Source organism: Bradyrhizobium betae (assembly GCF_004123905.1).
Taxonomy (GTDB): domain Bacteria; phylum Pseudomonadota; class Alphaproteobacteria; order Rhizobiales; family Xanthobacteraceae; genus Bradyrhizobium; species Bradyrhizobium betae_A.
Genome location: NZ_MZXW01000022.1, coordinates 103,842 through 126,542 on the forward strand (window position 1 = coordinate 103,842; position 22,701 = coordinate 126,542).

Consider the following 22,701-nt stretch of genomic DNA (forward strand, 5'->3'; position numbering starts at 1 on the left):
CCGGACGATGACACCGTGATTGTGGCGCGCAATCGCGCTTACCCCTCGACCTCAAACCTCAGCCCTGCATTCTCCTGCAGCCGCCTGATCAACTTGTGCTGCATCGCCGCGCCCGGCGTCCAGAGACCGGCCGGGACATCAGGCGTGTCGCGTAACAGGCAGATCGCGCATTCGGAAATCATCTTCGCCGTTGAGGCATAGCCGGGATCGAGATCGCCCTTTACCGCCGCGCGAACCTGACGACCATCGGGCGCGATCGCGACATAGAGCAGGTCGTAGTGACCGTTGTCGCGCTCTTCCTTCGACGGTCCTTCGCCGGGCTTGAGCGCTTCAGGGCCGGTCTTTTCGCTGTTGGCCGCCATGACGAGCTTCGCGTTAGCCTGCCCTTCATCGCCTGCGCCGGTCAGCACCATCTCGTCGTAGACGAAGTCCCTGCCATACGGGAATCCCATCAGCATGTTGGAGCGATGGACATTGCGCGTGTTGAGGATCGCCATCGCGAACGGGGCGGACCAGGATTGCAAATCCTCCTCGAAAACAGGCCTGTTGCCGCGCGGCTGTTTCGGCCCTTCGAAGCCGGGCGTGAAGGCAAAGGGGTCTTTGAGGATCGACACCAGGCTGAGGTCCTGCGCAACCGCTTCGAAGGTGACCCGTGCGCTCGCCGAGGTGCCGCCGGAGAACCTCCAGCTCAAGTCGCGGACGCGTCCTTTGACACGCGGCGCCGGCGCTCCGAACACGCGGCGGGCTTCCTCCTGCACGAAGAACGCACCGAGCTCGAACGGGATGGAATCGAAGCCGCAGGAGAACATGATGCGTGCGCCGCTCGCCTTGGCGGCCGCCTCGTGGCTGTCGATCATCTGCTTCAGCCAGATCGGCTCGCCACAGAGATCCATATAGTCGGTGCCCGAGGCAACGCAGGCGGCAAGCAGATCGGAGCCATAGAGCTGGTACGGGCCGACGGTGGTAACGACCAGCCTTGCCTGATCGACCATCGCGCGCAGCGACGCTGGATCGGCTGCGTCCGCGACGATGAGCGCCGTGTCCGCGGGCGCGCCGATCGCATCGCGAACGGAGGCGAGCTTATCCTGGCTGCGCCCCGCCACGGCCCATGTCGGGGCGCCGTCACCGATATAATGCGCGGCGAGGTACTCGGCAACGAGCTGGCCGGTGTAACCCGTTGCGCCGTAGACGACGATGTCGAACTTCGCGGACACGGATCAGTGGGCCTTATGCTTCCACTGCGAAAGTCAGCCCCGCATTGTCCCGTAGCCGCTTGATCAGCTTGTGCTGCATCGCTGCGCCCGGCGTCCAGAAGCCAGCCGGGACATCCGTCACATCACGCAGCATGCACATCGCGCATTCCGAGATCATCTTCGAGGTCGAACCGTAGCCGGGATCGCGGTCGCCGGTGACGCCGGCGCGGACCATGCGGCCGTCGGGCGCGATCGCGACATAGAGCAGGTCGAAGCGGCCGTTCTCGCGCTCTTCCTTTGAAGGGCCCTCGCCCGGCTTCGGCGCGCTCGGGCCGGTCTTCTCGGCATTGGCCGCCATCACGCGCTTGGCGTTGGCCTCGCCCTTCTCGCCGGGACCGGTCAAGACCATCTCGTCGTAAACAAAATCCTGGCCGTAGGGAAAGCCCATCAGCATGTTGGAGCGATGAACGTTGCGCGTGTTGATCAGCGCCATCATGAACGGCGCGGCCCAGGATTGCAGATCCTCCTCGAGCAGCGACCTGTTGCCCTTCGGCTGCTTCGGGCCGGTGAATCCAGGCGTCAGCGCGAACGGATCGTTCAGGATCGCGATCAGGCTGATGTCCTTGGCGACCGCATCGAAGGTCGCCTTCGCGCTCGCGGCGGTGCCGCCCGACAGCGTGCCGCGCATGTCGCGCACGCGGCCCTTCACGCGCGATGCCGGTGCGCCGAAAACGCGCTTGGCCTCTTCCTGCACGACGAAGGCACCGAGCTCGAACGGCACGGAATCGAAGCCGCATGAGAACACGATGCGCGCGCCGCTCTCCTTGGCGGCCGCCTCGTACTTGTCGATCATCTGCCGCATCCAGATCGGCTCGCCGCAGAGATCGAAATAATCGGTGCCTGTGGCAACGCAGGCAGCTAACAGCTCCTCGCCATAGAGCTGATACGGTCCGACGGTGGTGATGACAGACATCGTCTGCTCCGCCATCGCCTTCAGCGAGGCGGCGTCGGACGCATCCGCGACGATCAGCGGCGTATTCCCGGGCGCGCCGATCGCATCGCGCACCGATTTCAGCTTGCCGAGGCTACGGCCTGCCATCGCCCATTTGAGCTGATTGTCGCCCTTATACTGCCGTGTCAGATATTCGGCGACGAGCTGGCCGGTGAAGCCGGTCGCGCCATAGACGACGATGTCGAATTTCGCAGAGCTCATGGTCGGCCTTTATTTCTTTGCGTAACTCACGCCCATGCCGGCACGGACGTCGCTTTGAATACCATAGGGCGGGATCGGATAGCGCAGGCCGTTTTTGGCCAGTGCCTTCATGCCCTCGATCGCCTTGGCGAGATGCGCAGGCTTCAAGGCCATCAGCATCTCCTCGTCCGGCACGCCGCCATAGCGCCGTTCGGCATAGCATGGCAAGGACAGGCTGGGCTCGCCGGTCTTGAGCGCCCGTCCCCAGGAATCCGCGCACGCGGTCTCGCCGACCACGCCCCATTCGAACTTCCTGTAGCCGGTATATTGCAGGCCGTTGATCAGGATGATCATCTGCCCGGGCGTGGCATAGACGAGGCAGATGTCGGGCGGATCGAGCCTTCCGCTGGCGAGCGGACTGACCGCGAGCGCCTGATACTGCCCGAACGGAACCACGTCGAGCGCCTCCTGGCGCTTGCGCGCGTCTTCCGCGGTGCCGTGCCAGACCCCGACATAGTTATCGCCGGCGAGCCATTTTTCGTCCTGGGGGCTAAGGCCGATCACCGCGCGGCACTGGTTGCCTACGAGATCGTCGCCGGTGATGCCGACGGTCCAGCCGAGCCGCGAGGCCATGCTGACGATCTGGTCGGTGGTGTGGATCGCATTCGGCCGGCGGATTTTCGGGATCGCCTCCATGTCCGCAGCATGCGCGAACAGCTTCATGCCGATCACATTTGTCTTCAGCCGCAACAGGCTGTTGAGATCGGCGACGAGGCCGGCAAGATCGATCCTGTCTGCACTCTGCTGCTGCACGGCGTCCTCCCGGCCGGCGGTCACGCGCCGGTCTGTGTTGTTGTTTTGCAGCCCTCGTTCTAGTCCTTGCCCGGTCCCGGAAGCAACTCGCCGGTTCGGCCCATGACGCGGTACGTCAGGAGGCCGATCCATTCGCGCATCGCGACGTCGGTCCTTCCGAGCCCGTCGGCGCCATTGCGGGTGAAGGCGAACAGCTCGTCGCGCCCGCCCATCCGCCAGTCGACGGGATAAGCCTCGACGTCAAACCCGGCCTTGCGAAAGATTCCCATCGAGCGCGGCATGTGGAAGGCCGACGTGACCAGCAGCCACCGCTCGCCCGGCTTCGGCGCCACCAGCTGTTTCGTGAAGATCGCATTCTCCCAGGTGTTGCGGGACTCGCGCTCGAGGATCAGGCGCTCCTTCGCGATCCCCAGGCTCTCCAGGATCGGCGCGGAGTAGTCGGCTTCCCTCGCCTCGGTCGAGACCAGATTCGCCGTGCCTCCGGTGAAGACGATGCGTGCATTCGGATAGCGGCGCGCGAGCTCGGCCGGTGCCAGCATGCGATCGGCGGCGTGCGAGACCACCGGCATGCGATGCGCCGCCGACAGATCGGTATCGACGGAGCCGCCGAGCACGATGATGCCGTCGGGGGCGCCCCGCGACGGGTCCCACTTCGGGAAGCGCGACTCCAGCGGATAGAGCAGCAGATTGCCGAGCGGCGAGAACGCGGCGAGCACGAGCAGGACCAGCGTGGTCACGGCCAGCTTGCGGCCGAGCGCGGCAAAACGCGTCACCATCAGCACGAGCGACAGGATGCCGAGCTCGACCAGGAGATTGATCGGCAGCAGCGCGGCGCCGAGGGTCTTGGACAGGACGAAATACAGGGGAGCCTCGCTGGAATGATCGTGTCTTGAATAATCGTGTCTTGCGCGGGCTCGACCAGCCCGTCCATCTTCAGAAATCTTCTTGAAAGAGGATCGATCGCCCGGTCAAGCCCGGGTATGACACGCAAAAGCGATTGGACGGCCGCACATGACCCATCACCACCTGCATTCCAGCCCCGAGACCTGCCATTGGGGCTTCTTCGAAGCCGCGCTCAAGCCCGTCCTCACCATCAAAAGCGGCGACGAGGTGACGGTCGACACCATCAGCGGCGGCCCCGACATGCTGCCCGATCGCGACAAATTCCACATTCCGCCGGAGCTGTACGAGGTTCACGCCAAAAGCGAGCGCATGCTGCCCGGTCACATCCTCACCGGCCCGATCGCGGTCGAGGGCGCCGAGCCCGGCGACGTGCTCGCGGTTGAGATCCTCGACGTCCAGCTCCGGCAGGATTGGGGCTGGAACATGATCAAGCCGCTGTCCGGCACCCTGCCCGACGATTTCCACGAGACGCGTCTCCTCAACATTCCGCTGGACCGGGAGCGGATGGTCGGCCGCATGCCCTGGGGTCTCGACCTGCCGCTCAAGCCGTTCTTCGGCGTGATGGGCGTTTCGCCGCCGCCGGCCTGGGGCCGCATCTCCTCGCTGGTCCCGCGCGCCATGGGCGGCAATCTCGACAACAAGGAGCTCGGCACTGGCGCGACCTTGTATCTGCCGGTGTTCGTGCCGGGCGCGATGTTCTCCTGCGGCGACGGCCATGGCGTGCAGGGCGACGGCGAGGTCTGCGTCACCGCGATCGAGACCGCGCTGCAGGGCCGCTTCCGCCTGACGCTGCGCAAGGACCTCCGGTTCGACTATCCCCGCGCCGAGACGGCGACGCATTACATGACCATGGCAATGGACCCCGACCTCGACCAATGCGTGGTGCGTGCGCTCCGCGACATGATCGTGCTGCTCGGCGAGACGCGAAACCTGTCGCGCGAGGACGCCTACACACTGTGCAGCCTCGCCGCCGATCTCAGGGTGACCCAGACCGTCAACGGCTCCAAGGGCATCCATTGCATGATCGAAAAGGCCATCGTGCACGGCTGAGCCGGCCGGCATTTCCCCAGCCCTTGACGCCAGGCCGCCGCCCGGGGATTCCGCGCGGCGCGCCGCGTCGTGTCCGATTTCCACAGCGATTCCAATATGCTGAACCACCGTATCAGTCCGGATTTGACTTCCACCCCCGAACCTAAATAGAGTCTTAATCGTTACTTTTATGTACCTGCGTAAGAGGCTAGCGTTTAGGCATGGCCACCGAAAAAGCCGAGACTGACCGCATTCCCGTAACCTTGGCGCTCTCGACCATCACCTACCTGGAGAAGTTGGTGAGACAGGGCACCCACGGCACCAGCGTTCCCGGCGTCGCACGAACACTGATCGAGGAAGGCATCCGTCTCGCCATCAAGGACGGACTTTTGTCGATTCGCGACAATGGCAGGACGTGAGCACGCTCGGTGCGTGAAGCGGACGGATCTCGCGATGCGGATGGCCGACATCTGCAACCTGGGATCGTTAAAATGCCTGTTCTCTCACCAACCTGGACCAACGAACGCATTGAACTTCTGAAGCAGCATTTCGAGGCCGGCCTCTCCTGCCGGGAGATCGCCGCCGACATCGGCGTCAGCCGCAACGCGGTGATCGGCAAATTGTCCCGGCTCAATCTGACGCGCAGCCGCGCGGTCGAAGACCGCAGGCTCGAGCGCAGCCTCGCGCCGGCGCGCGCGCAGCGAGCCGTGCCGCGGCTGCAATATGAGATGCTCGCCACGATCTACGCCGAGACCGACACGCCGGCGGTCGCAGGTCCGATCGACGATGCCAATCGCTGTACACTGCTGGAGCTTGCCGAGAACCGCTGCCGTTGGCCGATCTCGACGCCTGGCGCGGAGGATTTCTGCTTCTGCGGCAATAGTGCGGCCGACGGCCAGTCCTATTGCGCCGGCCACAACCGCCTCGCCTACCGGCCGAACTCGCGCACCCGCGTGATGCGCGGCTGAAGAGAAGAGGATATCCCCAAAACGAAAAACCTCCGGCGGGGCATCACCGGAGGTTTCTGGAGGCTTAGCGTGAAGCTAAGAGCCGTGACTTTCGTAATCGGCTGAAAGCTATATAGCTGATCAACTCAGGTAAGTAAATAAGTTTGGGGCCCGATCGCGCCGCATAGCTCGTCTTCGTGCCCTGCACGGCCCATCTGATTTTCAGAAATCCGCATCCATGAAAAAGCCCCGGCGGTTTCCCGCCGGGGCTTCATCAACTGCGAAGACCGCTCAAGCTTACCAATTGCGCTGGGCGCGGATCAGCATGCTGTAGGTGTCCTGGTCCTTCAGCTCGTACGTGGCTGCCGGCTTGGCAACCGACGTCAGCGCCGGGGTCGTGATCACGCCCGAGTACTTCTGGTCGAGATGGCTGTAGGTGAAGTCAGCCGAGAAGGTCAGGTTCTTGACCGGGGTCCAGCGGGTGATGACACCGACCTGGCCGATGTTGAAGTCCGGGTTGCAGGTGCCGGTCAGGGTGGCGAACGAGGCGCTGCCGCAGATCAGGCTCTTGGCCGTGCCGCTGTAGTTGACCGCAGCCCACGCGCCGTAGAGCGCCGTGTTCCAGTACGGGCTCCAGTTGTGGGTGTAGGCACCACGGAAGCCGTAGGTCTTGGTCAGCTCGAGGCCGCCGCCGGGAGCGAACACCGCGTCAGACACGCCGGCAAAGCCGATGCTCTGATACGCGCCGCCCGAACCGCCGAACATCGAGTAGCTGGTCGCAGCCAGCTCCTGGAAGTTGTAGCGGCTCGCACCGTCGGTGTAGACGCCCGAGATGTTGATCAGGTCGCCCGCACCGGTCGGGATGTTCTTGATCTGCAAGGCGAGCTGAACGGCCCAGCCCCACTTGTCTTCGGGGTGACCGGTGGTCTCGCTCGCGCCGTAGTAGCCGACATGGTTGTCGTGCGCGGCAACCGACGCCTGGAAAAGGCCCCAGGCCTGGTCGACGCGGACCATGGCGACCAGGTCGGGCGAGCGGCTGCCGCCGAGGTCGTTCGAACCGTAAGCGCCACCGAGCACGCCCGTGGTCGACATGCCCGCGGTGTTCCAGATCGCGGTCTGGAACACCTGCGTCTGATCCTGCGCCGAGAACGCGGCCGTCACGCCTTGGCCAAAATCGGCCGTGTAGGTGAACTGGGTAACACCGTTGGTGGTGCCGCTGCCGCCGACGAGCTGGTCGAAGTTGTTGCCGGGATAGTTGATCCAGGGCGCGTCGAACTGCGACACGGCCTTACCCATCGTGAAGCCGGCGAACTGGATGAAGGCGTAATAGACGCCGAGCGCACCGCCCGAGAGGTTGCCGTCGGTGCCGTTGACGTTGCCGCTGCCCGAACCGACGAGGCCGGTGCCGGCCGCGTTGAGGCCAAGGGTGCCGCTGTACTGGGTTGCGCCCGTGCCCGAGCCGGTGCCGACATAGTTGCCGGTCGTCCAGGTGAAGACCGCGTCGAAATAGGTGCGGACCACGCCGTACTCGGTCGAGGTGCGGGTGTCGATGTTGAGATCTTCACGGGCGCGCATCGAGTAGTAGTTCGTCAGGCGGTTGTTCGCCGCAAAGACGTTGTTGTAGGACGCGCTGTAGTTGCCGCCAGAATTGAGCGCGACTTCAGCACGCAGGTAGCCACCCAGCTTGATGCAGGTGTCGCTGCCCGGGATGTAGTAGAAACCCGCACCATAGAGCGTGCAGATCTTCACGTACTCGACGGCCTTGGCCTTGACCGGAAGATCGGCCGCCTGGGCACCACCCACGGCGATCAGACCCGCCGCAGTGCCGAGCAAAAGGCTCTTCACCACTTTCATTATAAAACCTCCAAGTTGCTCATTTTTCGGAGACCGGACCGTCACGGCCCCCCAGATCCCCGTCTCTTCAAATCCGCTCGGCCGCTTCGCGCTTTCGGACGTACCCGCATTCGACGCGAGGGACGTGAGCGAACCACCTGCAACGGGACGATCGAGTACCCCCCACCGTCACCAGCCAATATGCCTGCGCCGTTCCGCTAATCAAAATAGTTTATTTGGTAAGCTTTCTGGTTTCACTAAGGCTGTGCTCCCCGGGCAACACTGCGGCCGGGCAAAAAATACTGATCTGCTCATGTTTGTAATTTTAGTGACAAAATTACCCTGCTCTGCACTTGCGTCAGAGCAGGCTTGCGTGGACTATGGCCTTCCACGAACACCGGCCTGAAGAATCAGTTCACGGGAGTCATGCTGTGTCCGCGACGAGGAAAGAAGGAGCGCGCCTCCGCCCGATCGGCAATCTGGATATCATCAGGCGTTTCACCTGGGAGATATCGTCGATCAACATGCACCTGGAGGAGCTGCGTCAGTTCTGGGCGAGGACGCTCGGCATCAGCGGCCCGCAATGGTTGATCCTGATGGCGATCTCCGACCTCGACAAGGACGACGGTGTGCCGGTCAACGTGGTCTCCAAGCTGCTTCACGTCGACCCGTCCTTCGTCACCACCCAGTCCAAGCTGCTGGAGAAGAAAGGCCTGCTGCGCCGGCGGCCCTCGCCGACCGATGCCCGCGTGGTGCGGCTTTCGCTGGTCGACAAGACGCAGAAGCACATCGCGAGCCTCAACGATCAGTACAAGACGATCCGTGAATTCGTCTTCCAGGAGTTCGACGAGAACGAGCTCACCGAATTCACCGCCAAGCTCGCGACGCTGAAGACCCGGCTCGAAAAGGCCTGCGTCAGAATCTCTCTCGATTACTAGGACGGCAGACGCCGTTCAGATCCGCCGGCCGACCGCGCCGAGCTGCGATTCCAGCCAGTCGAAGATGTATTCGTTGGCAAGGCTCGGATTGTCCGCGTGAGCCTGCGCCGCGCCGGTCTCCGCCGCGGTGAACACCTTCAGCACGATATCCGAACTGCCGAGCCGCGACTTCTGCACGATTTTCCGCGCATGGTCGGCCTTGAGCCAGCCGTCCTCGCCAAGCGTGATCAGCACCGGACAGTCGGCGCTGGAGGCCATCAGCGGCGCAGACGGCACCGGCACGATGCTGAGGTCGCTCATCGCAAAACGGCTGGCGAAGAAGGACCGCTCGTGCAGATCCCACAGCCCGCCGTCGCAGACGGCCGCGGCCAGCCTCGGCTCCAGCAACACCGCGCGTGCGACAAAGGACGAGCCCCACCCGTCCGCAACGATCGCGACACGATCGAAATCGACGTCGCCGCGCGTTTCCAGATAGTCCATGGCGCTGGCAATCGAGCTCTCGAGATCGCGGCGCTGGAGAAGCGTATCGGTGTAATCGTCGCGCTGGTCGCCGAGCAGGTCCAGCGCCAGCATCGACAATCCGCGCTCGCGCGCGTGCGGCGCGAGCTTGAACAGGAATTCTTCCTTGCGGTGGCCGGGCTCGCCGATGCAGATCACGGCCGGAGCCCGTGCACCCGCTGACGACGCGGGCAGGAAGTAGCCTTGCAACGAATGGTCTTCGACCCAGGGTATGGTCACGACTTCGCCGGCCGGCGCGCGCGCCGTAAGGTAGCGGCGGGCGCATTCCTGCATCGCCAGCACCGCGACCCAGCGGCGTTCGTCGGCCTGGTCGAGCGGCATCGCCGCCGCACCGTAATAGTTCAGGGCCCGCAGCCAATTGCGCTGCGCGGTCGCCATGTGGCCCTCCGCGAACGCCGCCTCGGCACGGTGACGGTTGGCGCGTGCAAGCTTCTTCCACTCTCGGTGCCATGATTGCTCGCCGCCCTGCTTGAGCTGCCGCGCGATCATCAGGCATTCAGCGATGGTGGCGCCACCCTCCTGCGCCGCGGTGAGGAGCCGCGTGAATTCAGCGGAGATGTCCTCTCGCTCCGGGCAAAGGATCCAGTCGTCGGAGAGGCATGCGGGTATCATCGGGAGCTACGCTCTATCATCGCGTTACCCCCGATTCACTAAACTATTTCGGTTCCCTAACCAAGCCGCCGTGCGCCGAATGAGAGCCGTTTGACATCACCATCGCTTGAACATCGCTTGAACGCGGGAATATGTTGCATGCGTAACATTCCGTTTCGTCATAGCGCGCCGAAAACTGGCAAGAAAAACTGGCAAGAGATGGCACGTAAAATGGACCTGCGCACCTCTTGCAATGATGATCATCATACCTAGGCGCGCACGTTCGTTGACAGTCTCAGCCAAACACATTCAGCCGAGCTTCCAACCGACCTCCTGCGTAAAACTTTCGTAGAAGGAACGGTCATAGGCCTGCTCCGGCGTGGCACGAACGCGTTCGTCAAGACGCTTTGCATCCTCGCCCACAAGAATGCGCCACCGCTCCGCCCTGACGCCGTCGAGGATGATCTTCGCGGCCTGCGCGGCAGTCGTCGGTGCGTCCTCCAAAAAGCTGCGGGCGCGCTCGGCGAACACCGCCTGGATGTCGTCGTCCGACATCTTGTCGGCATCCGGCACGCCGGCTGCGACCATGCGCTTGCGGGTCAGCACCACCTCGTCGGCGTTGAGTCGCTCCGAGCCATCGGCGCTCTGCACCTTGCGCGAGTTGGAGACGATCGAGGTGCCGATATGGCCGGGCATCACCACCGAGCATTTGACGTGCGGCGCGTGCAGGCGGAGGTCGTTGATCAGCGCTTCAGTAAATCCCTTCACCGCGAACTTGGCCGAGCTGTAGGCGGTGTGCGCCTGGTTCATGCCGATCGAGGCCCAGAAGCCGTTGACGCTCGCGGTGTTGACGATGTGGGCTTCATCCGCTGCCACCAGCATCGGCAGGAAGGTGCGCACGCCGAGATAGACCCCGCCCCAGCAGATGTTGAAGGTGCGCTCCCATTGCTCGCGGGTGTTGGTGAACAGGCTGCCGCCGCCGCCGATGCCTGCATTGTTGAACAGCAGATGGATCTTGTCGGTCTTCTGCTGCTCGGCGAGCTCGCCACGAAAACGCTTGAGGTGATCCTCGATCGAGACGTCGGCGACGTGCGTCGTGACGCGTAGCCCCTGCGGCAGCTTCTCCACCTCGCAGAGCCGTTTGGTCTCGGCCATCGCGGCTTCCGAGACGTCGCACATCGCGACATTGCAACCCTCGGCAACGAGCTGCCGTGCGAGCTCGCGTCCCATTCCCGTGCCGCCGCCGGTGATCACGGCGATCTTTCCTGCAAAATCCTTCATGGGACTTTCGGCCCCTCCCTTATCGGTTTGTTTCTTCATCGCTGCCCGTTCATCGGGGGCGCGCGCGAAATGTAGCAGCGCTGCATCCGCAGGTAAAAGCGGATCGGCGCGGCTGTTCGACATCGATTATTTCGACGCGCGGATTATTGGAAAGGGTTGCGCACGACCTGCGGGTGCCGCCGGCGCCGAATCACGCCCGTCACCACGCCCTGATACGGCCCCGCCACCGTGGCGCTGCCGCCACAGGCGACCGGCACATCGGGGTCCCCGTATTTGCCCGGCTTCGGTTTAAGGGCAATTTTTTTACAATCCGAATCACCAAATGGAGGTGGACGCTGGGTTGAGTCGGCCAGGCCAGCGTGTTGTTTGTGTCACAGGCTCTGGCACTCCGCTTGCATCCTCTTCGTGGTCTGAAACGACCGATGAGGTGACTGGAATGTTCGTGACCGTCGTAGCCGTGCTCTGCCGGCTTAGCGCAGCTAGCTCAGGCAGTTGCGTCGAGGAAATCGTGACCGACAGCAACATGACGCCTGAAATGTCGATGATGCAGTGTGCGATCGGCGCACAGGCGCCCTTGGCGAAATGGATGGGCGAGCATCCGATCTATCACACCAACTGGCGCCTCGACCGCTACAAATGCGTGCCGGGCCACTACGAGATCAAGGGCCACGCCTGAAGGCCCCGCAAAATTACGTGATTTGAGGAAACGCCCGGGGCAGCCTTCCCCGCGCGAACACCGCCAGCGCCAGACCCACCGAGGCTGCGCGCCCTGTGACGTCAGTCACACCTTCCCCTCCTTAAGCTATTGCACGCATGATCAGCGCACGCGCCCGCCGCCCCTCCGGCGTCGGCATCAGCGCATAATTGTGCGGCTGGTCTCGCAACAGATGCAGCTCGACCGGCACGCCCACGGCCCGCGCCCGCTCCGCAAGATCGACGCTGTCGGGATAGAGCAGATCGCGCGTGCCCGAGAAAATCGTCATCGGCGCGAGCGCACGGAAGCCACCGTTGAGCGGGCTGACGAGGGGATGGCCGACATCGAGCTCGCCGGCATACATCCGCCCCGCCTCAAGTATCCCCGGAATGTCCTGGATCGGATCGCGGCCAGCGATCTCCATTTGCTCCGGACGGCTGACCGACGCATCGGCCGCAGGCGAGATCAATATCAATCGGTTCGGCTGCCGATGCCCGTGATCGCGCAGCCATTGGCATGCGGCGAGCGCGAGGCCGGCACCGGCGGAATTGCCAACCACCGTGACCTTCGCAGACCCGGCATCTTCGAGCAGCATCCGCAACAGCTCGCCCGTCGTCGGCACGACCTCCTCCGCAGTAGCGCGCGGCGCCAGCGGATAGATCGGCACGACGCAGACGACGCCCGCCTTGCGCGTCATCTGCCCGACAAAACGCCAATGCGCCGGCACGATCTCGTTGATGTAGCCGCCGCCATGCAGGAACATCACGTGGTTGCAGCCCTCGTGGCCCGACGACGGTGCGGTGTAATAGACCGGCCATCCCCCCATCTTGGTCAGGATCGCCTCGACGCCGCGGCCAAGCCCCGTCGGCTCGAATGAAGCCGGCTCCAGCGCGAGCTTCTGAACATGTGCCTGCACGGCCTCGGCCGATGCGAGCTGCTGCTTGTAGGGCAGCAGCCTGAGCAGCAGGTTGAAGACGCGGCTTTGCAAACTCGGAGAGGGATCGCGCGGCGCCCGCGCACCGAACACGCAAGCCCCCGGGCAGAACTGGAAGGCCGACACAAGTCTGGCAACGCTCATGATACCATCCCCGCTTCTTTTGGAAAGGCGGCAAAAAACTTGCCGACCCGTCGCCCCCCGGCACATATAATGCGAGCATTCGCTCGCTTTTCCTACTCGCATTCAGATCACAAACCCGTGGCCCGCAAACCGCCCACAAGCCCTCGGAAAAATGCCTCGCAGGAGCGATCCCGCGCCACCGTCGATGCGCTGGTCGAGGCAACTGCTCGCATTCTGGTCAAGGAAGGTTTTGAACAGGCCAGCACCAACCGCATCGCCGAGATCGCCGGCGTCAGTGTCGGCTCACTCTACCAGTATTTTCCGAGCAAGGAGGCCCTCGTCGCCGCCGTGATCGAGCGCCACAACGAGGAGATCATGGCGATCGTCCGCACCGCGCTCAAGAAGATCGCCGACACGCCACTCGATAAAGCCGTGCGACAACTCGTCACGGTCGCGATCGAGGCCCACCGCATCAACCCGAAACTGCACCGCGTCCTCGCCGAGCAGATCCCGCGCAAACATCTGAAAGACGTCGAAGCCTTCAACCGCGAGGTCCACACCCTCGTGCGCGGCTATCTCGAAAGCCGCCGCAAGGAGATGCGCAAGGTCGACCTCGATGTCGCAACCTTCATCTGCGTCAGCACGATCGAGTCGGTGGCGCACAACACGGTGCTGAACCAGACGGAGATGCTGACGGAGAAGATGGTGAAGGTGTTGGTGGAGGAGACGACGCGGATGGTGGTGGGGTATTTGAGGTAGAAGAGGCACGGCAGCTGGGGCCGACCCGACGAACTAGCATAGCTCGCGCCACACCAGGATTACTGCGTGAATCAGTGCAATTGTAGCTGTAGGTTAGTTTCGGATTTCGCAGTCGTTTAAGTAAATCTGCGCACCGTTTTGCGTCGGTGCAATTACGCCAAGCACCTTCATCATGTCGCCGATCCGATAAGTACTGAGCTTGGGATTCCAAGGCGGCGAGAAGCGACACTCGACCATATCGCTATTGTTCTCGTTTGATGCGAGCATTGCCATGCCACTAAAAACAGAAACGACTTTACCGTCGACTTCGATAGACTTGCCATACTCATCAGAGATAAACGCTTCGGCCTGAAGGCCCGTTCGACCTTCGTAGATCGCCCGGAGCTGCCGAATCGTCTTGTCTGTGAAACGTCTGTCCTTCGGCGGTGCAATCGGCGGAGTTGGAGCGGCCGATCGAGCTCGCTGAGACAGCTCATCCAGATCGCGCTTTGCCGCTGTGAGCTGCGCTTCGATCGACGACCTTGCGGCCCGCTCCTCATCAAGTCGTCGCGCCAACTCGTCCGCAGCCGGGGCTCCAGTTCCCATAGCTGCGGGGGCTTGCTGATTCCAGAGAAGATAAACGCCCATGGCGACGATCGACGCGCCGATCACTATCAGAGCTAGAGCCAACCACTTTCTCCTCATTGGGTCTGTCCACCGATCAAATACGCGTCGATGGATTGCGAGCACAAAAGCCAAAACGCACCCACCTAGAGCACCGGCCGCTTGGAGATAGTGACCATCAAATCCTCGTTCGACAGAGACGAGCAACAGTATCCACGGCAAGTTAGCCAGCGTGGCATCGAAGGCATCTGTGAAAGTTTCTGCAGGCGTGTTTTCGGACATTGCCTGTTATTTCATGCGCACCCTAATAATGGTCGCGGAACGAATATTACATACCATCTGAAAAGGGCAGCCCCACGCAAGCCGACCGCCTTAAGAGGCGATGATATTATTGAGAAAAATGGTCGGAGCGAGTGGATTTGAGCCTCACTTAACCTATTGGAATCGCTTGGTGCAATTATGATAGGCGGCCCACAACCTCACCGGATCCACCCCTGACACTCCCTGCGATTTTGACAAGTCCCGTCGCGTACCCCCGAAACTTTGTCAGGAGAGCCAGACGACCTAGTTCGGGGACAGCGCTCTAAATTGAATCGGGACGAACTCCACGCGAGGTTGATGTGGAAGGCGCCCCTCGCCACACCCTCATTCCTTCAACACCGCAACCGGATGATCCAGCGCGATATCAAGCTCGCTGCTCACCCCTCTCGTCATCACATCCTGTATCCGCTGCCTACCGAGATCGGCATGCGAGCGCCCCAGGGCATCCGCCTTGTCCGCATCCCTGTCCCTGATCGCCGCGACCATGGCGATGTGCTCGGTCAGGATCGTATTCATGTGCTTCTGATACGCGGCCTTCGACGCGAAGTGCTCGACGTTGTAGGCCAGATACGCAATCCGCAGCGCGAGCGTGAGCAGGTGGAGGTAGTTGCGCTCGATCAGCTTGTTGCCGCACGCGGTGGCGATCAGCGCATGAAACCGCCAATTGCTCTCGTTCATCTCCTCCACGCGGCCCGCCGCCTCATGCTGTTCGAATGCAATCCGCTCCGCATCGATCTCGGCAAGCTGGGCATCGGTTCGGCGTAGCGCCGCCCACCTGGTGACGAGCCGCTGGTTGATATCGAGCGCCTCGAACATCTCACGTAGGTCATCCCAATTGAGACTTGCGACGCTGGCGCCGCGGTTCGGCAGCAGCACCACCAGGGATTCCGAGGCGAGCCTGACGAGCGCTTCGTGCACGGGTGTTCGCGACAGCCCCAGCCTTGCGGCGAGAGCAGCCTCGTCCAGCGGCGTCCCCGGTCGCAGGGTGAGCGAAACGATCTCGCGCCGAAGCGCCGTGTAGGCGAACTCGACGCCCTGCCCTTTGCCCGGCGGCGGCGGTGGTCTCTTGGCCATCATGAAATATCTTGCCTTGCTTTATTCACCGTGCATACACTGTGCATGCACGGACATTCTATCATTTCTGCCGTGCCATGCGAGGGCGACTGCCGGGCCGTTTTCGCGCAAGCAAAGGATCTCGTCCATGAGCATCACTGCCCAAGGGCTCGTTGCCCGCATAGACCGGCTGCCTCCCTCCCGCTTCCACGTTCAAGTCCTTATCATTGCTGGGCTTTCACTGTTCTTCGACACGTTGGACACGGCCGTCACCGGCTTTGCCTTCGCAGCTTTTCGAACCGAATGGAACCTCGGCCCGCTCGCGCTCGGCGTGACATCGGCGATCGGGCTGAGCGGCTATCTGCTCGGCTCGGTTCTGGTCGGCTTCGTCGCCGACCGGTTCGGGCGCAAGGCCGTGATGACCTGGAGCCTCGGCCTCTATTCGCTGTTCTCGGCCTCCCGCGCGCTTGCCCCCGGCATCGAAATCTTCTGCCTGCTGAACTTCTTCACATGGATCTTCGTCGGCATGGAGAGCTGCGTGGTGCCGCCTTATCTCGCGGAGCTTTGGCCCTCGCGGCTGCGCGGCCGCTTCAACGGCTGGATGATGGCCTTCTTCGCGATCGGCATCGCCCTCTCCCCGGTCTGGGCGCTGCTGCTGATCCCGACAGTGGGCTGGCGCTGGACGCTCGCGCTCACCTTCCCGTTCGCGCTCCTGATCGGCCTGATGCGGACCTTCCTTCCCGAGAGCCCGCGGTGGCTGGTGAGCCAGGGCCGCACCGAGGAAGCCGAACAGATCGTCGCGTCGATCGAAGCGCAGGTGGCGCGGACGAACGGCGGCACGCTGCCACCTGTCGTTCCGATCCCGGTGCCCGTCACCCGCCCGGTCAGCCGGCGCGAGATCGTCGCGCCCGCCATCCTGCCTGTCACCATCATGCTCTGGATGGTGTGGTTCACCGAGTACGGCGTGCTCTACACCTTCCAGTCCGTGCTGCCGACGTTGCTCGCGATGGACGGTTTTTCCATCGTGCGATCGACCGAGTTCACGGTCGTGATCTTTTCCGGCTTCATTCCCGGCTATATCGGCGCAGGCTACTTCCTCGATCTGGTCGGCCGGAAATACTGGCTGATGATCTGCTTCGCCGGGATCGGAATCTCCAGCACGCTGTTCGGCCTCGCCAATACGCCCGTCACGATCATGGCCTGTGCATGGTTCACCGCCTTCTTCCTCGGCAACGGTTCGACCTGCATCTACACCTACACGCCAGAACTCTATCCGACCGAAATTCGGACGACGGCGATGGGAATGGCCTCGGCCTGGGGACGCGTCGGCGGCATCCTCCTGCTGCTGGCGTTCGGGATCTTCGCCGTGCTGCATGGGCGGCTCGCGCTGTTCCTGGTGAGCGACGGTCTGCTGATTGCGAGCATCATCGCGGTGGCCCTGGTCGGCCCCAATACCAAAGGCAAGACGCTCGAGGCAGCGTCGTCGGCACATGACGTTGCAGCGCCGGCCAACGCCGTCGAGGCACCGGCCGAATGACGCGGACAGCGATGATTGCCGGGGCCGGCTATGCCGGCCTCGCCGCGGCGGCCGTGCTCGCGCGCGCGGGATGGCGCGTCTGCGTGTACGAGGCCGATCCCGAGCCGCGAAGCGTCGGTGCCGGTCTCTATGTCCACGGCTTCGTTCATGACGCCCTTCGCAAGACCGGCGCCTACGACGATTTCATGCGTGGAGCATTCAAACCTGCCGCGCACTGCGTCTACATCGACGGCGCGCGACAATCGAATGCATCCACCGACGGCAACATCACCACCACGACCCGGGCGGCTCTTCATGTCGCCCTGATCGAGGCGGCAAGGCGCGCCGGCGTCAGCATCGCCGGCGGATCGCGGGCCGTTGCGGCGGATCCGCGTGGAGCGTTGATCCTCGCAGACGGCACCCGGCTCGCGGCCGATCTGGTCATCGCCGCCGACGGTGTGAGATCGACCATCACCCAAACCCTGGACATTCCGATCACACGCGTCCCGCACCAGGACGGCATCACGCGAATCCTTCTCGATCGCGACGGGCTGCGCGACGACAAATGGAACAGCATTCACGACTACTATGATTACCGCGGGCGTCCCCTGCGGGTGCTCTACACGCCGTGCGGCTCGGATGCCTTCTACTTCTGCCTGATGGCCCCCATCATCGATGTCGAAGCGACGTCCGTCCCGATCGCTGGCGCGCTTTGGACCGCGCGATTTCCGGATCTCGCGCCGACATTGCGGCGGGTTGGCAGCGCAGGCCGCCACGACCGCTACGCAACGACGACGCTGTCGACCTGGTCGAGAGGACGCGCGGCGATCGTCGGCGATGCCGCCCACGCGATGCCCTCGAGCCTGGGGCAAGGTGCCGGCGTCAGCATCGTCAACGCCGTCGCGCTCGCGGAGGCGGTTGCCCACGCTGACGACATCGATGCCGGGCTTGGCGACTGGGAAGTCGCGATGCGCCCGATGGTCGAGGGATGGCAGCGCCGGGTCGAGGACGTCGCAAGCCAGCGTAGCCTCAGCCGCGCCGTTCGCCCGAGCGAGCAGCGGCTCGTCGAGCTCTCGTCCGAGGATTCGGATCGCAAACACGCCAGACAAGAAGGGGACCAACGCATGACGCTCGTTCCAAGCGCATCCTGGTACACGGAGATCATCGCGGCCGTCGACCAGCAACAGGCCGGCATCAAGGATCATCTCGGCCGCCCCTGGGCGCAGCATTTCGAGCGCGTGGCGCTGCGCCTCATCTTCCGCAAACCGGATGCGAGCCGCGCCCACATCGAATCCGCCCTTCTGCACGACGCGATGATGGAACGCGGCGGCGGACGCGAGATGCTCAATTCTCTCGGCATCAGCCAGGAGGCGTGCGAGATCATCGAGATCACCACCCCGCCGCCGAATGCGGACTACTATCGCCGCTTCCAGGAGGTCGGCCCCGCCGAATGCGAGATCTATCTCGACTATGTCCGCAAGCTCTGCGCCTCCGGCAACCGCGCCGCGATCCAGATGAAGCTCGCCGACATCACCGACACCATCGAAGCCTGCCGCACCGGGCGAACACCCCTCCTGATCGATCAATTCGTCAATCGCTACGAGCCGAGCCGGAAGTTGCTCGAGCAGGCCTTGGGATCGGAACTGGGTTAGTGGAGAGCGCCGCCGGTCGTGGCCGGGTGCGACGGTTGCCGCAAGTCGATGCGTAGACCTTCGGGACCGGCAGCCTTCATGTGCGTCAGCGCGGTCGAGGCGGTGGCGTCCTGCCCCACGCTGCATGATGACATCATGCGCCTGTTTTGCCCGACGGGTCAAGTCGACTTCGGAAAAACATCACTCAACATCGGAAAAGCATTATCCGGCAACGGCATCGCTACTGTGCATGGGGTTGTTTTCGGCATTTTGGTCTGCTGGCCACCACAGCAGCCATACGCCACGCTTTTCGCCGCCTTCGTGGCAGTTCCGGGGCTGTGGGCGGGGACACCAAAATGCTGCGACCTCGCCTTGCGCATCGCGCCGATCCTAGCTAATGGAACGACGTTCGGAGCGTGGCGCAGCCCGGTTAGCGCACTAGTCTGGGAGACTAGGGGTCGGAGGTTCAAATCCTCTCGCTCCGACCATTTTTCTCAAAGCATCGGTCGGGTGGATGGACGGCGGGGATAGAGCCCGCTGCGGGCGCTGACCCTTGTGCGACGGTTGCCCTCACCCGTCCTTCAGCGCCTGATCGAGCATTTCCCGGCAGACGACGAGGTCGGCAAGCGCCCGCCCCAGCCGTTCCCGGTCCAGTGCGCTCGGGCCGGCCGGCGCTGCGGGAGTGCCGCCCTTGCGGAAGGTGGTGAGGATGTCCTCGTCGTCGACCTCGGTGAAGCGGAAGTCGATGCCTTCCTCCTCGTCGCCCTGGTAGTCGTCCTCGTCGGCCTCCGTGACGCCCTTGATGGGCGCCTCGTCGTCGGGCTCCATCAGGCTCGCGCCGATGGCGTCCTCGATGGCGCCGAACGAGACCGCGGCTGCGCCGTCGGCCAGCCCCTGCACCGATTTGACGCCGTGCTCTTTCAGGATCCGCTGCACCCCGCGGATGGTGTAGCCCTCGCCGTAGAGCAGACGGCGGATGCCCTTGAGCAGGTCGACGTCGTCGGGGCGGTAATAGCGGCGACCGCCGCTGCGCTTCATCGGCTTGATCTGGGAGAATCGCGTCTCCCAGAACCGCAGCACATGCTGCGGGATGTCGAGTTCCTGCGCTACTTCGCTGATGGTTCGGAACGCATCCGGCGCCTTGTCCAAATGCCAAATCCTTTGCGAGGGCGGTTACGCCTCGGGTTGCACCTTGCTGCCGTCGCCGTTGGTGCGGTGCTGGGCGTTGATGCGCTGCTTCAGGATCGCCGACGGCTTGAACACCATGACGCGCCGCGGCGAGATCGGCACCTCGGTGCCGGTCTTCGGGTTGCGTCCGATGCGCTGACCCTTCTTGCGAACCATGAAAGAGCCGAACGAGGACAGTTTCACCGTCTCGCCCTTTTCAAGGCAGTCGGTGATCTCCTTCAGCACCAGTTCCACGAACGCAGACGATTCCGTCCGCGACAGGCCCACCTTCTGGTAGACGGCTTCGCAGAGATCGACACGCGTTACGGTTTTACTTTGATCGGTCATCGCCCTGCCCCACATCACGGCGAACAATTGTTGTCTGAAATTAGGAGGTTACGATACGGCGGTCAACAGCGCTCATCAATGCAGACGCATCGATAATCCGCGCTGATTCCGGCAAAATTTTATCGACTGTGGCTTACCAGCGCACCAGCGCCGAGCCCCAGGTGAAGCCGCCGCCCATCGCCTCCAGCAGAACCATGTCGCCGCGCTTGATGCGGCCGTCCTTGCGCGCCACCGCCAGCGCCAGGGGGATGGAGGCCGCCGAGGTGTTGCCGTGACGGTCCACCGTCAGCACCACCTTCTCCGGCGCGATATGCAGCTTGTGGGCGGAGGCGTCGATGATTCGCTTGTTAGCCTGGTGCGGCACGAACCAGTTGATGCTGTCGGCATTGAGCCCGGTGGCCTCGAAGGCATCGACGATCACGTCGGTGATCATGCCGACCGCGTGCTTGAAGACCTCGCGGCCCTCCATGCGCAGATGGCCGACGGTCTGGGTCGAGGACGGCCCGCCGTCGACGAACAGTTTTGCCTTGTGGCGGCCGTCGGAGCGTAAGTGCGTGGTGACGATGCCGCGGTCGGTCGCCGCATTGCCCGGCTGCTCCTGCGCTTCCAGCACGACCGCGCCGGCGCCGTCGCCGAACAGCACGCAGGTGCCACGGTCGTTCCAGTCGAGGATGCGTGAGAAGGTCTCCGCGCCGATCACGAGCGCGCGCTTGTAGGCGCCGGTGCGCAGGAAATTGTCGGCCGTGGCAAGCGCGAACACGAAGCCCGAACACACCGCTTGCAGGTCGAACGCCGCGCCGTGGTTGATGCCAAGCGCGTGCTGGACGGCAACGGCCGTCGCGGGGAACGTATTGTCCGGCGTCGAGGTCGCCAGCACGATCAGCTCGATCGACTGCGCGTCCAGGCCGGCATCGGTCAGCGCTGCCTGCGCCGCCTTGATCGCCAAATGCGAGGTGAACTCGCCCTCGGCCGCGATGTGCCGCTCGCGAATCCCGGTGCGCTGCACGATCCACTCGTCGGACGTGTCGATACGTGTCGCCAACTGGGCGTTGGTCACCACCTGCTCCGGCAAATAAGAGCCGCAGCCCAGCACGACCGAACGAATTTTGGTCACGAAACAGCCTCCTGCGCGGACTGCACGGAATTGAGTGCACTGCCCTCGCGGTTGAGCATCTGATTGATCTTGTTCAGGAGATCGTAGTGAGCCATCTCATAGCCAACATCGATCGCATAGGCAAAGCCTTCGGCGCCGGTTCCGCCGTGGCTCTTGACCACCAGTCCCTTCAGACCCAGGAACACGCCGCCGTTGGACTTGTTCGGGTCCATCTTGTTGCGCAGGGCCTGGAAGGCGCCGCGCGCGAAGAGATAGCCGAGCTTGGACAGCCAGCTCCGCTGCATCGCCTCGCGGAGTAATTCCGCCATCTGCCGCGCGGTTCCCTCGGCAGCTTTGAGCGCAATGTTGCCGGCATAACCTTCGGTGACGATGACGTCGGCGAGACCCTTGCCGATACCGTCGCCCTCGACGAAGCCGATATAATCGAGCTCCGGCAGGTTCCGCGCCCGCAGAATTTCTCCGGCCTCGCGGATCTCCTCGTGGCCTTTGATCTCCTCGGTTCCGATATTGAGGAGCCCGACCGTGGGTCGCTTCTTGTCGAACAGCACGCTCGCCGTGGCCGCCCCCATGAGCGCGAGCGACACCAGATGGTGCGCGTCACCGCCGATGGTGGCGCCGAGATCGAGCACGACGGATTCGCCGCGCTTGGTCGGCCATATCCCTGTGATCGCCGGCCGGTCGATCCCCGGCAGCGTGCGCAGGTGGAAGCGCGACATCGCCATCAGCGCGCCGGTATTGCCAGCGGAGACCGCGACATCCGCCTCGCCCTTCTTCACCGCGTCGATGGCAAGCCACATCGAGGAGGTCTTGCGGCCGCGCCGCAGCGCCTGGCTCGGCTTGTCCGAGCCGCTGACGGCAACGTCGGTATGGATGATCTTCGAAGCGGCCTTGAGCTGGGGGTATCGATCGAGCTCGTGCTCGATCTTGGCGCGGTCCCCGACCAGCAGGAATTCGGTGTCGCGATGCCTGCCAAGCGAGATGGCGGCGCCCGGAATGACCACGGCGGCGCCGGCGTCGCCCCCCATGGCGTCAAGCGCAATACGAACCTTGCTTGGCATAAAAGTCCTGGAAAACCTGATCTGGTGCGGTCTTGAACGAGCGGGGCCGCAGAATGGCTTCGCCATGGACATGGCGACCGGCCTGGCGCCACGCCGCGCCCTGACCGGGGCGCGACAATAGCGTTTTGCTATCCCGAAACA

Annotated in this window: 22 protein-coding genes and 1 tRNA gene; 9 read left to right on the forward strand and 14 right to left on the reverse strand. The window is 63.4% G+C overall.

All coding sequences use genetic code 11. From position 1 onward, the window contains the following. Positions 1-38: 38 nt before the first annotated feature. The 4 genes from B5V03_RS20085 to B5V03_RS20100 are packed head-to-tail and all read right to left on the reverse strand — an operon-like array spanning position 39 to position 3,974. Complete coding sequence (locus B5V03_RS20085; protein ID WP_129272137.1) at positions 39-1,214, reverse strand: saccharopine dehydrogenase family protein; 1,176 nt, start codon at positions 1,212-1,214, stop codon at positions 39-41. Positions 1,215-1,227: 13 nt separating this feature from the next. Further along, a complete protein-coding gene (locus B5V03_RS20090; RefSeq protein ID WP_129272138.1) occupies positions 1,228-2,406 on the reverse strand; it encodes a saccharopine dehydrogenase family protein in 1,179 nt (392 codons plus the stop codon). A gap of 9 nt (positions 2,407-2,415) precedes the next feature. Further along, the gene (locus tag B5V03_RS20095; protein WP_129272139.1) at positions 2,416-3,198 is read right to left on the reverse strand and encodes a DUF169 domain-containing protein; all 783 of its coding nucleotides are present in this window, start codon (positions 3,196-3,198) and stop codon (positions 2,416-2,418) included. A 59-nt stretch (positions 3,199-3,257) separates the two neighbouring features. Further along, positions 3,258-3,974, reverse strand: a complete 717-nt coding sequence (locus B5V03_RS20100; RefSeq protein WP_245502276.1) for a YdcF family protein — start codon at positions 3,972-3,974, stop codon at positions 3,258-3,260. 235 nt (positions 3,975-4,209) lie between these two features. Between B5V03_RS20100 and B5V03_RS20105 the strand changes: the two genes are divergently transcribed. From B5V03_RS20105 to B5V03_RS20115, 3 genes are all read left to right on the forward strand, one after another. Next, complete coding sequence (locus B5V03_RS20105; RefSeq protein WP_129272141.1) at positions 4,210-5,151, forward strand: acetamidase/formamidase family protein; 942 nt, start codon at positions 4,210-4,212, stop codon at positions 5,149-5,151. A gap of 200 nt (positions 5,152-5,351) precedes the next feature. Next, positions 5,352-5,549 carry a hypothetical protein gene (locus B5V03_RS20110; protein ID WP_007603456.1) on the forward strand — a complete coding sequence of 66 codons (198 nt, stop codon included), beginning with the start codon at positions 5,352-5,354 and terminating at the stop codon, positions 5,547-5,549. 72 nt (positions 5,550-5,621) lie between these two features. Further along, complete coding sequence (locus B5V03_RS20115) at positions 5,622-6,098, forward strand: GcrA family cell cycle regulator (protein ID WP_129272142.1); 477 nt, start codon at positions 5,622-5,624, stop codon at positions 6,096-6,098. Positions 6,099-6,374: 276 nt separating this feature from the next. Here B5V03_RS20115 and B5V03_RS20120 read toward each other — a convergent pair whose 3' ends face one another. Beyond that, positions 6,375-7,931 (reverse strand): porin, encoded by a 1,557-nt coding sequence (locus B5V03_RS20120; protein ID WP_129272143.1) that lies wholly within the window; start codon positions 7,929-7,931, stop codon positions 6,375-6,377. A 410-nt stretch (positions 7,932-8,341) separates the two neighbouring features. On the opposite strand from B5V03_RS20120, the gene B5V03_RS20125 reads away from it, so the two are divergent. Continuing rightward, complete coding sequence (locus B5V03_RS20125) at positions 8,342-8,848, forward strand: MarR family winged helix-turn-helix transcriptional regulator (protein ID WP_164988149.1); 507 nt, start codon at positions 8,342-8,344, stop codon at positions 8,846-8,848. 15 nt (positions 8,849-8,863) lie between these two features. Here B5V03_RS20125 and B5V03_RS20130 read toward each other — a convergent pair whose 3' ends face one another. Together B5V03_RS20130 and B5V03_RS20135 are read right to left on the reverse strand one after the other, a co-directional pair. Then, complete coding sequence (locus B5V03_RS20130; protein ID WP_129272145.1) at positions 8,864-9,979, reverse strand: alpha/beta hydrolase family protein; 1,116 nt, start codon at positions 9,977-9,979, stop codon at positions 8,864-8,866. 288 nt (positions 9,980-10,267) lie between these two features. Next, entirely contained in the window at positions 10,268-11,239 is a 972-nt protein-coding gene (locus tag B5V03_RS20135; protein WP_129272146.1) for an SDR family NAD(P)-dependent oxidoreductase, read from the reverse strand. A 508-nt stretch (positions 11,240-11,747) separates the two neighbouring features. On the opposite strand from B5V03_RS20135, the gene B5V03_RS20140 reads away from it, so the two are divergent. Further along, positions 11,748-11,915, forward strand: coding sequence for a hypothetical protein (locus B5V03_RS20140; RefSeq protein ID WP_245502277.1), 168 nt, complete (start codon positions 11,748-11,750; stop codon positions 11,913-11,915). A 121-nt stretch (positions 11,916-12,036) separates the two neighbouring features. Here B5V03_RS20140 and B5V03_RS20145 read toward each other — a convergent pair whose 3' ends face one another. Continuing rightward, positions 12,037-13,011 carry an alpha/beta hydrolase fold domain-containing protein gene (locus tag B5V03_RS20145; protein ID WP_129272148.1) on the reverse strand — a complete coding sequence of 325 codons (975 nt, stop codon included), beginning with the start codon at positions 13,009-13,011 and terminating at the stop codon, positions 12,037-12,039. Positions 13,012-13,128: 117 nt separating this feature from the next. Here B5V03_RS20145 and B5V03_RS20150 point away from each other — a divergent pair, with 117 nt between their 5' ends. Next, a complete protein-coding gene (locus B5V03_RS20150; protein WP_164988151.1) occupies positions 13,129-13,749 on the forward strand; it encodes a TetR/AcrR family transcriptional regulator in 621 nt (206 codons plus the stop codon). A 93-nt stretch (positions 13,750-13,842) separates the two neighbouring features. Here the strand turns inward: B5V03_RS20150 and B5V03_RS20155 are convergent, their stop codons facing one another. Then, the gene (locus B5V03_RS20155) at positions 13,843-14,634 is read right to left on the reverse strand and encodes a hypothetical protein (RefSeq protein WP_129272150.1); all 792 of its coding nucleotides are present in this window, start codon (positions 14,632-14,634) and stop codon (positions 13,843-13,845) included. A 363-nt stretch (positions 14,635-14,997) separates the two neighbouring features. Continuing rightward, positions 14,998-15,750: a GntR family transcriptional regulator gene (locus B5V03_RS20160; RefSeq protein WP_129272151.1), complete on the reverse strand. Its 753-nt coding sequence runs from the start codon at positions 15,748-15,750 to the stop codon at positions 14,998-15,000. A 124-nt stretch (positions 15,751-15,874) separates the two neighbouring features. On the opposite strand from B5V03_RS20160, the gene B5V03_RS20165 reads away from it, so the two are divergent. From B5V03_RS20165 to B5V03_RS20175, 3 genes are all read left to right on the forward strand, one after another. Next, positions 15,875-17,263 (forward strand): MFS transporter, encoded by a 1,389-nt coding sequence (locus B5V03_RS20165; RefSeq protein ID WP_129272152.1) that lies wholly within the window; start codon positions 15,875-15,877, stop codon positions 17,261-17,263. Continuing rightward, on the forward strand, positions 17,260-18,894 hold the full coding sequence (locus B5V03_RS20170) for an FAD-dependent oxidoreductase (RefSeq protein ID WP_129272153.1): 1,635 nt from the start codon (positions 17,260-17,262) through the stop codon (positions 18,892-18,894). The genes B5V03_RS20165 and B5V03_RS20170 overlap by 4 nt, the downstream gene beginning before the upstream one ends. Before the next feature lie 389 nt (positions 18,895-19,283). Beyond that, positions 19,284-19,361: transfer RNA gene (locus B5V03_RS20175), tRNA-Pro, on the forward strand. 82 nt (positions 19,362-19,443) lie between these two features. Here B5V03_RS20175 and B5V03_RS20180 read toward each other — a convergent pair. The 4 genes from B5V03_RS20180 to plsX all read right to left on the reverse strand — a co-directional run bounded on the left by B5V03_RS20180 (position 19,444) and on the right by plsX (position 22,560). After that, positions 19,444-20,022, reverse strand: a complete 579-nt coding sequence (locus tag B5V03_RS20180) for a MerR family transcriptional regulator (protein ID WP_129272154.1) — start codon at positions 20,020-20,022, stop codon at positions 19,444-19,446. Positions 20,023-20,046: 24 nt separating this feature from the next. After that, positions 20,047-20,388, reverse strand: coding sequence for an integration host factor subunit alpha (locus tag B5V03_RS20185; RefSeq protein ID WP_026311906.1), 342 nt, complete (start codon positions 20,386-20,388; stop codon positions 20,047-20,049). A gap of 133 nt (positions 20,389-20,521) precedes the next feature. Further along, positions 20,522-21,502, reverse strand: coding sequence for a beta-ketoacyl-ACP synthase III (locus B5V03_RS20190; protein ID WP_129272155.1), 981 nt, complete (start codon positions 21,500-21,502; stop codon positions 20,522-20,524). Beyond that, positions 21,499-22,560: a phosphate acyltransferase PlsX gene (plsX, locus tag B5V03_RS20195; protein ID WP_129272156.1), complete on the reverse strand. Its 1,062-nt coding sequence runs from the start codon at positions 22,558-22,560 to the stop codon at positions 21,499-21,501. The genes B5V03_RS20190 and plsX overlap by 4 nt, the downstream gene beginning before the upstream one ends. Positions 22,561-22,701 lie beyond the last annotated feature (141 nt).